Genomic DNA, 9,058 nt, shown 5'->3' with positions numbered 1-9,058 from the left:
CTCATCTGCCACCTTATCAAGGGGGATCCCCCCTCCTACCGGCACCCCCCTTATCAAGGGGGATCCCCCCGCCTACCGGCACCCCCCTTATCAAGGGGGATCCCCCCGCCTACCGGCACCCCCCTTATCAAGGGGGATCCCCCCGCCTACCGGCACCCCCCTTATCAAGGGGGGCAGGGGGGATCGAACCTAAAGTCCATTTTTCATTTAATTATAACCAGCTACTTATTTGCTTAATTTAAGTTATGAACTTCAATCTTTATCTGGAAGATGAATTAAGTCAGCAACTACAGGCTTTATCTCGCTCTACAGGCAAATCCCAGAATGCTTTGATTCGAGAAGCAATACAGCTTTTAATTACCACAAAAGAACAGTCTCAATGGTCGTCAACTATCCTTAATTTTCAAGGTATAAGTGATGCTATTGTTTTTGAAGCTTATAGAGAGGAACTTTCCCCACCTAGAGAAGATGAGGTGATTTAGTGCTGGTTTTACTCGATACTTGTACGATTAGTGATTTTGTCAAAGGTGATAGCAACACTCTAGGGCAGATCAAAAATCATACTAAATCTGGTTATTAAAAACTGATTATTTATTCCCCCTTTTGTCTTTTGCATGAGTAGAAAACGGGTTTCTCCGAGAAACCCGTTTTCTGTGCGTTACTCAACGGATTTAAAAATTAGGCAAAACCCCACACCCTGCCCCCACGAAAAACTTTTTGCCGCATACCCTAAATATTGGCTTTCTCTCTTTAACGGCTGATTCCGCGAAGTTGCTCCAGAAGTTGATCAAGAATGTCTTCCATCTCTTCCGGGCTTCTGCCCATCCTGACCGGTCCGCGCAGAAACTCTTTAACCGTTATCTTTTTATCGCGGAAGTCACGGACAAAATTATAGATTTTTTCGGTGGATTGAACTTGTAATTTCATCTCCTCTAGCATTTGCTCAATCGGGTCGATGCCATCCTTCTCACAAGCGCGACTGGCCCTCACCATCTCGCCTTCCGGGGTATTTCGCACCGATCGCAGTTCTCTCTTCAGGTTCTCGTACTGCTTTTTGAGTAGTTCGTTATTGGTTTCAACCCTCTCGCACTGTCGTTTGAGGTCGCTTTCCGATGAGCCTTCAACCTCGAAAGTGTCCCCCATTTGATGCTGTCGTTCGATTTCCAGCAGTCTGGCAATATCTCCCTCTTTATAGGCGCGGTTGACTTCCTTCATAATCTCGTTGTGACGCATCCGAGTTTCGGGATCCGTAACCTTGTCGGGGTGAAAAATCTCAGCCATTCTCAGGAAAGTGCGGCGTATTTGTCTAGATTCAGGAGATTTAGGCGAGCTTTCAGGTGATATCTCTGTTCCATCATCGTGACGGCCGTAGGAGTCTCCCCCAGAGAAGAAATCCTGCGCGGATTGCTCTGATGATCCTTCTGGTTCTTCGTCTCCGAAAAGTTCGTCAAGTTCTTCATCTCCTTCGTCAAATTTCGGGCTAATCACCCCCGTTAACTGAAGTGTCTCGTAAATTCCGAGAATCCTTTTTTTTGTCTGCTGCCCCAATTTTCTAGCAGTGAGGATTTCGTCAAAAAGGGCGTGTATTTCGCGGTCGAGGTCGGTAAGTTTTTGATAGAGGGGTTGCCCTCTCTGAAAAATCTCCGTCGCCAGGGAACGCATCTGGTCGAGGAATTTCTTCAGTTCGTTGCGTTTTCTGCCAATCTGCTTGAGGAGCCACTGATGCTCCTCCTCTAAAGCTTGGAGACGAAAATGTAGGGAAGACAGAGCCAAGGAAGGAGAGGTAGGCGAATCAGAGGAGTTCGGTGATTTCGGCTTTTTAGATCTGGTCATTACTTTGGGGTGAAAGCATATTGTCTATTCTACCAAGCCGGAAGGAGCCGCATTCCTAAAACTCACCCTTGGCTCATTTTGTTGTTTCTCCCCACTTCCATCACCCCATCACCCCTGCGCCGGCGCTCCTGCGGAAACCTTTTTAAGTGGCTAGAAGCTAGATATATCAATGGTCTTAATTAATTCTTATCAATCGAATTAAATTTTTGTAAATAAAATTCTCGCTCGGATTAATTATTTTTTCCAAATTCCGCTAGACTTATTTAGTAAGTTCAATCGAGATTCAATATTCCATAGCTAAATTTCTATAGCACAGGCTAGAAGGGAAGTTTAGCGAGGGATTCCTTTACCCATAATTCAGCACACATATTTGCTTTAGCAGCAGGTAGGAGGACTCTATGTCAAATTTTTCGAGACGGAAATTTTTAACCACAGCGGCAGTTTCAGCGGCAGGGGCTGTTGTCCTCAAAGGTTGTGTGGGTAATCCCCCCGACACTACGGGTGGAACCACCACCACCGCGCCCGCTGCCCCGGTTGCTTCTCCGGTTGCGGTGGCCCCCGGAGAGGCCCCCGAAACCACCAAAATTAAATTAGGTTATATTCCTATCGTTGAGGCTGCACCCTTAATTATTGCCAAGGAAAAAGGCTTTTTCGCCAAACACGGGATGCCCGATGTGGAAGTCTCCAAACAAGCAAACTGGGGTTCCGCTAGAGATAACGTCGAAATTGGGGCAGATGCGGGCGGAATTGACGGGGGACAGTGGCAAATGCCCATGCCTTACCTAATTTCCGAGGGACTAATCACCAAAAATAACGTTAAAGTCCCCATGTATGTGTTAGCGCAGTTAAACACCCAGGGTAACGGAATTGCGATCGCAGGTAAACACGAAGGCAAAAATATCGGTTTAGACCTAAAACCCGCCAAAGATTACATCCTCGGCATGAAAACGACGGGAACTCCCTTCAAAGCTGCCTATACTTTCCCGAAAGCTAATCAGGACTTCTGGATTCGTTACTGGTTAGCCGCCGGTGGTATTAACCCCGATACGGATATTAACCTAATTGCGGTTCCTGCCGCCCAAACCGTGGCCAACATGAAAACCGGAACCATGGATGCGTTTAGTACCGGCGATCCTTGGCCGGCGCGAATTGTAGCTGATCAGATCGGTTTTATGTCAGCTTTAACCGCAGAAATCTGGCCCTATCACCCGGAAGAATACCTCGCTATCCGCGCTGATTGGGTGGATAAAAACCCGAAAGCCACCAAGGCCCTATTAAAAGGAATTATGGAAGCGCAGCAATGGCTCGATCAAGAGGCAAATCGGGCAGAAGCGGCGGCAATTCTCGCTAAACCGGCTTATTTCAACCTCAAAGAAGAAATTATCGCCGGTCCCCTCAAAGGAATGCAGAAAATGGGTGACGGCAAACCGGAAATCACCGACAAAAATAAAGGGGTTTTCTACTGGAAAGATCCCGCCGGTAGCGTTTCCTATCCCTACAAGAGTCATGATCTCTGGTTTTTAACCGAAAGTGTTCGTTGGGGTTTCTTGCCGAAAGAAACTTTAACCACTGCCTCAGCATTAATCGACAAAGTTAACCGCGAGGATCTTTGGAAAGCGGCAGCTACAGAATTAGGAGTTCCTGCGGCCGATATTCCCACCAGTACCTCCCGCGGTGTCGAAAAATTCTTTGATGGCAAAACTTTTGATCCTGCGAATCCCCAAGCTTATCTCGATAGTTTGGAGATCAAAAAATAGCGAGCTTTTCTCGATAGGCTAGGGGCATAAAATATCTAGTCTATTAATCCCAAAAGTGTTTTCTTCTCTCCCCAATCAAGTAACTTTATCTTCAACAAAGGAAAACGGCAAAATGGCAAGTAGCGTCAGCAGAACAGGTAAAGGTGGTTTCAACTTCGGTAAATTCTGGAAAAAACATTCCCAAGACATTCTTCCCCCTATTATCGGTACCTTGGGTTTTCTGATTGTTTGGCAATTAGTCTCGATGCTGGGATTAATCAAATTACCCCCCCCATCCGACCTAATCACCAATGAACGGACTCGTACCTATTTAATGTATCCTTTCTTTGATCGTGGGGGCATTGATAAAGGACTATTCTGGCAAACTTTAGCCAGTCTGCAACGGGTATTAATCGGTTATTCTTTAGCCGCAGTGGTGGGTATTGGCGTTGGGATTATGGTCGGTTTAAATTCTTTCTTAAATAAGGCCCTCGATCCCCTTTTCCAATTCCTGAGAACAGTTCCTCCTCTTGCTTGGGTTCCCCTATCTTTGGCCGCTTTACAACAAAACCAACCGGCTGCTTTATTCGTTATCTTTATTACCGCAGTTTGGCCGATTTTGATTAATACCACCGTCGGTGTCCAACAAATTCCCCAAGACTATATCAACGTTAAACAAGTCTTGCAATTGTCCAGCAAAAAATTCTTCTTCAAGATATTAATTCCCTCGGCACTTCCCTACATCTTCACTGGTTTGAGAATTGCGATCGGTTTAGCTTGGTTAGCGATTATCGCAGCTGAAATCGTTATGTCGGGTATCGTCGGTATCGGTTTCTTTATCTGGGATGCCTACCAAAATAACTACATCAGCGATATTATTCTCGCGCTGTTTTATATCGGTGGTGTGGGTTTATTACTCGATCGCTTTATGGCTTGGTTGCAAAATCAAATCGTTCGTCAATAGGGAATAAATGGGGAAACTTTTCCCATTTTCAAATAACTGAAACTTGAGCCAATTTAAGGAGAAAAAACTATGAGTTTGTTTGTCGCTGTCGATAACATTGATAAAGTATTCCCCCTTAGTGGTGGCGGTGAATATGTGGCCTTGAAAGGGATCGATTTACAGATAAAAAAAGGGGAATTTATCTCCCTCATCGGTCACTCTGGTTGCGGAAAATCTACCCTCTTAAACATGATTGCTGGTTTAGATTTGCCCACGGAAGGAGTGGTGACTTTGCAAGGTCAAAGCATTAAAAAACCGGGACCAGATCGCATGGTAGTTTTCCAAAACTATTCCCTTTTGCCCTGGTTAACTGTCAAAGAAAATATTACTCTGGCCGTCGATCAAGTTCTCACCCAACTATCAGAAGAAGAAAGAAAAGCTGAAGTCGAAAAATATATCGATCTGGTCAATCTTCGTCATGCAGTGGATAAACGTCCCAACGAATTATCGGGGGGGATGAAACAACGGGTAGCGATCGCTCGCGCCCTAGCCATCCGTCCGAAAGTCCTCCTTTTAGACGAACCCTTTGGCGCGTTAGATGCCCTGACTAGAGGTAATCTACAGGAACAGTTAATGCAGCTGTGCGAAGAATACGAAATGACCTCGGTAATGGTGACGCACGATGTGGATGAAGCGGTGCTATTATCCGATCGCATCGTCATGCTCACCAACGGCCCCGGCTCAAAAATTGGCGGTATTTTGGAAGTGGATATCCCCCGTCCCCGCAAACGCATGGAAGTGGTAGAACACCCCAGTTACTACAGTCTCCGGAGCGAGATTATCTATTTCCTCAACCAACAAAAACGGATCAAAAAACTGCGCGCCCGCAAAGTCGAAGTAATTGCCCGTCACGGTTTAGAAAAAGTCAATCTAGAAATCGGTTTTGTTCCCCTCACCGCTTGCGCGCCCCTAGCAGTGGCCAAAGAAAAGGGATTCTTCACTAAACATGGTCTAGATGAGGTGAATTTGGTCCGGGAAACCAGTTGGCGAGGCATTGTGGACGGGATCGCAGGGGGATTCCTCGACGGGGCGCAAATGCCTTCGGGAATGCCCACCTGGTTAACCGTCGGTGGTTATCAGGAGCAACCTTTGCCGATTGTCAGCGCCCTGACTATGACTCGTAACGGTAACGGTGTCACCCTCGCTAAACGCTTCTATGACGAGGGAGTGATTGACGGTAACGCTTTAAAACAGATGCTATTGGAATCGCGGGAACAGCGCCATATTTTTGGCATTGTTCACCCCTCCTCGATGCACAATTTGCTCCTGCGTTACTGGTTAGCGGCCTCTGGTATTGACCCCGATCAAGACGTTCACCTCGAAACTATTCCCCCGGCCCAAATGGTAGCCGACCTGAAAACCGGTAGTATTGACGGTTACTGTGTCGGTGAACCCTGGAACCTACGGGCCGCCATGGAAGGCATAGGTTACACCGTCGCTACCGACTTAGAAATCTGGCAGGGCCACCCGGGTAAGGCCCTGGGAGTCCGGGAAGATTGGGCCAATAAATACCCTAATACCCACGTCGCTTTAGTTAAAGCACTGCTGGAAGGTTGTCGCTACTGTGCCGAGGAAGGGAATCAGGAAGAAATTCGTCAAATCCTCGCCAGTCGTCAGTATCTTAGTACCAATATCGATTATATCCAACTGGGTGATCCTAACTCCTACGCGTGCAGTCTCGATCAACCGATGAAAGAATATGCACACCATCTGTTCTTTGGGGATGGAGTCAATCGTCCCAGTCGTACCGAACACCTCTGGATGATGACCCAAATGGCGCGCTGGGGCCACATTCCTTTCCCCCGTAACTGGGTAGAAATTCTCGAACGCGTCTGTCGGGTGGGTGTCTTTAGTACCGCGGCCCGGGAATTGGGTCTAGGGGATATTAAATATCGTCGCACACCGATCCTTTTATTCGATGGTATCGAGTTTGATGCCGAGGATCCTATCGGTTATCTCAATAGTTTAGAGATCAAACAAAACGTCACCATGGCCGAAGTGGCTATTGATGCTCGTCCTAGTGCCAGTGAATCTCGCAAAATTGCCTAAAAATCGACTAAGGGGATAATTCCTAGCCAATTATCCCCAGCCATTGCTCCTATTAACTAATTTCCCCCAAAGACTAATCATGTACACTACCACCGACACCGTTAACCGAGCAACCCAGACCCCCAGTAAAGAAGCTTTTGTCACCATTGAAGGAGTTTCTAAGGTTTATCCCACTGCTAGAGGCCCCTACACCGTCCTTAAGGATGTTAATCTCAGCATCAATGAAGGTGAATTTATCTGTGTGATCGGTCACTCCGGTTGCGGTAAATCGACCCTATTAAATATGGTGTCGGGTTTTTCTTCTCCCACCGATGGCATCGTTAAAGTTAACGGTAAGAAAATTACTAAACCCGGGCCCGATCGCATGGTAGTGTTTCAAAACTATGCTTTATTGCCTTGGTTAAGCGTTTTTGAAAATGTCTATCTCGCGGTAGATGCGGTGTCTCCCAATGCTCCAGAGGCACAAAAACGCTCGATCGTGCGGGAACATTTAGCGATGGTGGGTTTAACCGAAGCTATGGACAAAACCCCTCCCCAAATCTCCGGGGGGATGAAACAACGGGTTTCGATCGCCCGGGCCCTTTCTATCCGTCCAGAAGTATTAATTCTCGATGAACCTTTCGGCGCTTTGGATGCGATTACCAAAGAGGAATTACAGGAAGAATTGCTGAAAATCTGGCAAGATAAACGCTGTACGGTGTTGATGATCACCCACGATATCGATGAGGCCCTTTTCCTCGCTGATAAGCTGGTAATGATGACCAATGGACCAGAAGCGAAAATCGGCGAAGTGATGAATATTCATTTCCCCCGTCCCCGCGATCGGGAGAGAATTATGGAGGATCCTGAATATTATCGTCTGCGTAACTATGCCCTCGACTTCCTCTATAATCGTTTCGCTCACGATGATGTTAGCTAGATGTGAGCATTTGTATTAGTTTGGGGTGCGGTTGACTTAACAGCGATCGCACCTAGATTTTTTTTCTGGGGAAGCCTTCTTCAAGTAAAATTATCTCTAACTAGGTAAGTAGGTAGGCACAATTATTTGTAGGATGGGTTAGCGGTAGCGTAACCCATGCGGGCGTTGGGTTTCATGCTTCAACCCAACCTACGTTCATTTTATATTTAATTCCACCCACCCACTTAGATGTTAAACATTGTCAGATACTCCCCTTATAAAGGGGGGATTAAGGGGGGATATACTTACTTGTTAACTAAATAGAACAATTAGCAGTCAAATACAATAATAATTTTTACTTTTTACTTAATCGATCATGCTCAAACAGATACGGAAACTACTTATCAATTTTGGTCAACAATGGCGCGATGAAGATTTCATGAAGTCGATTCATATCATCGAAAACATAGTTTCTAAGGTTTTATCCGTAGCCTTAATTGTTGTTATTATTGTTTCTCTTTATGATTTAGTAGTTATCCTAATCAAAGACCTATTTACTACGGAACCCGTCGGTTTTTTTAGTAAAACTTTAATTGAAATCTTCGGATTATTTCTCAATATTTTGATCGCTTTAGAGTTATTAGAAAACGTCACTGCTTACTTAAGAAAACACATCGTACAGGTTGAATTAGTCGTAGTTACGGCTTTAATTGCCATCTCTCGAAAAATTATTATTTTTGATCCCAATAAATACAGTAAAGATGATTTAATTGCCCTCACCGTGGGAACCTTAGCTTTAGCGGCAAGTTATTGGTTAATCAGAAAAGTTAATCGCGATAATCGTTCTTGAATTAAGGGAAAGGGATAGATTTTCTAAATCTATCCCTTCTAAATAGGGTTTGCGGCAAAAAGTAGGGGCGAAGCATTCGGATAGGAAATCTAGGGTTTCAGCGATAGGTTATGCCCGAATGCTTCGCCCCTACAGGACGCGGGCCGATGAAGATGTAAGGTTTTGAAACATGATTCTCTCAAAATCTTGCACCTGTTTCGCTCGTAAAGCCCCAAAACCCTTACTTTGCCTACATTTCACATTTATTCAGCCAGCCCTAGGGCTGGCTGAATAAATCTAAAAACATTGTTCGATAATACTTTGAGACCTTTTTGAAATCCAAAAGTACCAGCCATTGGAGTGAGCGGGGGGAAAATTCCTGGACTTTTTCCCTGAAAATTAGGTAATTGACCACCTGAAAATGGGTAAAACCCTACACCCTACACCCCACACCCCACACCCTGCCCCCAGGAAAAACTTTTTGCCGCAAACCCTATTTACCGAAATTTTGGGTTAAAGCCCCGTCCTTTTAGGACGGCTTTTTAAACTATATCTTGTTAACTTAACTGTTATTGTGCTATACTGATTTTGTCTAAGTCCCCCCTGCGTAAAATGTTTGTCTTAGAGTTTAAAGTTAAAGCTAAAACTCAACAGTATCAAGCCATAGACGATGCTATTCGTACTGCTCAATTCATCCGTAACAAATGTGT

General features: G+C 45.4%; 7 protein-coding genes and 1 pseudogene. 7 read left to right on the top strand and 1 reads right to left on the bottom strand.

What is annotated here, in order from left to right:
• Positions 1–245 precede the first annotated feature (245 nt).
• Positions 246–482 (top strand): ribbon-helix-helix protein, CopG family, encoded by a 237-nt coding sequence (locus tag O9290_RS15420; protein WP_002759215.1) that lies wholly within the window; start codon positions 246–248, stop codon positions 480–482.
• Between the two features lie 268 nt (positions 483–750).
• Here the strand turns inward: O9290_RS15420 and O9290_RS15415 are convergent, their stop codons facing one another.
• Entirely contained in the window at positions 751–1,833 is a 1,083-nt protein-coding gene (locus tag O9290_RS15415) for a molecular chaperone DnaJ (RefSeq protein WP_288055132.1), read from the bottom strand.
• Between the two features lie 398 nt (positions 1,834–2,231).
• On the opposite strand from O9290_RS15415, the gene O9290_RS15410 reads away from it, so the two are divergent.
• The 6 genes and pseudogenes from O9290_RS15410 to O9290_RS15385 all read left to right on the top strand — a co-directional run.
• Positions 2,232–3,590, top strand: coding sequence for a CmpA/NrtA family ABC transporter substrate-binding protein (locus O9290_RS15410; RefSeq protein WP_288055130.1), 1,359 nt, complete (start codon positions 2,232–2,234; stop codon positions 3,588–3,590).
• Between the two features lie 112 nt (positions 3,591–3,702).
• Entirely contained in the window at positions 3,703–4,533 is an 831-nt protein-coding gene (gene ntrB, locus O9290_RS15405) for a nitrate ABC transporter permease (protein WP_272082421.1), read from the top strand.
• Positions 4,534–4,602: 69 nt separating this feature from the next.
• Positions 4,603–6,621: an ABC transporter ATP-binding/substrate-binding protein gene (locus tag O9290_RS15400; RefSeq protein ID WP_288055128.1), complete on the top strand. Its 2,019-nt coding sequence runs from the start codon at positions 4,603–4,605 to the stop codon at positions 6,619–6,621.
• A 79-nt stretch (positions 6,622–6,700) separates the two neighbouring features.
• The gene (locus O9290_RS15395) at positions 6,701–7,540 is read left to right on the top strand and encodes a nitrate ABC transporter ATP-binding protein (RefSeq protein WP_002759200.1); all 840 of its coding nucleotides are present in this window, start codon (positions 6,701–6,703) and stop codon (positions 7,538–7,540) included.
• A 355-nt stretch (positions 7,541–7,895) separates the two neighbouring features.
• Positions 7,896–8,369, top strand: coding sequence for a phosphate-starvation-inducible PsiE family protein (locus O9290_RS15390; protein WP_002759198.1), 474 nt, complete (start codon positions 7,896–7,898; stop codon positions 8,367–8,369).
• A 591-nt stretch (positions 8,370–8,960) separates the two neighbouring features.
• A pseudogene (locus tag O9290_RS15385) lies at positions 8,961–9,058 on the top strand (RNA-guided endonuclease InsQ/TnpB family protein); the annotation flags it as partial.

Origin of the sequence: Microcystis sp. LE19-41.2A (genome assembly GCF_027530405.1) — a bacterium.
Classification (GTDB): domain Bacteria; phylum Cyanobacteriota; class Cyanobacteriia; order Cyanobacteriales; family Microcystaceae; genus Microcystis; species Microcystis aeruginosa.
This window is presented reverse-complemented; position numbering and strand designations above follow the sequence as displayed.

Excerpts from the sequence above, each read along its gene's own strand:
- O9290_RS15415 (WP_288055132.1), bottom strand. The coding sequence starts at position 1,833 with ATGACCAGATCTAAAAAGCCGAAATCACCGAACTCCTCTGATTCGCCT.
- O9290_RS15400 (WP_288055128.1), top strand. The coding sequence starts at position 4,603 with ATGAGTTTGTTTGTCGCTGTCGATAACATTGATAAAGTATTCCCCCTT.
- O9290_RS15410 (WP_288055130.1), top strand. The coding sequence starts at position 2,232 with ATGTCAAATTTTTCGAGACGGAAATTTTTAACCACAGCGGCAGTTTCA.
- O9290_RS15390 (WP_002759198.1), top strand. The coding sequence starts at position 7,896 with ATGCTCAAACAGATACGGAAACTACTTATCAATTTTGGTCAACAATGG.
- ntrB (WP_272082421.1), top strand. The coding sequence starts at position 3,703 with ATGGCAAGTAGCGTCAGCAGAACAGGTAAAGGTGGTTTCAACTTCGGT.
- O9290_RS15395 (WP_002759200.1), top strand. The coding sequence starts at position 6,701 with ATGTACACTACCACCGACACCGTTAACCGAGCAACCCAGACCCCCAGT.
- O9290_RS15420 (WP_002759215.1), top strand. The coding sequence starts at position 246 with ATGAACTTCAATCTTTATCTGGAAGATGAATTAAGTCAGCAACTACAG.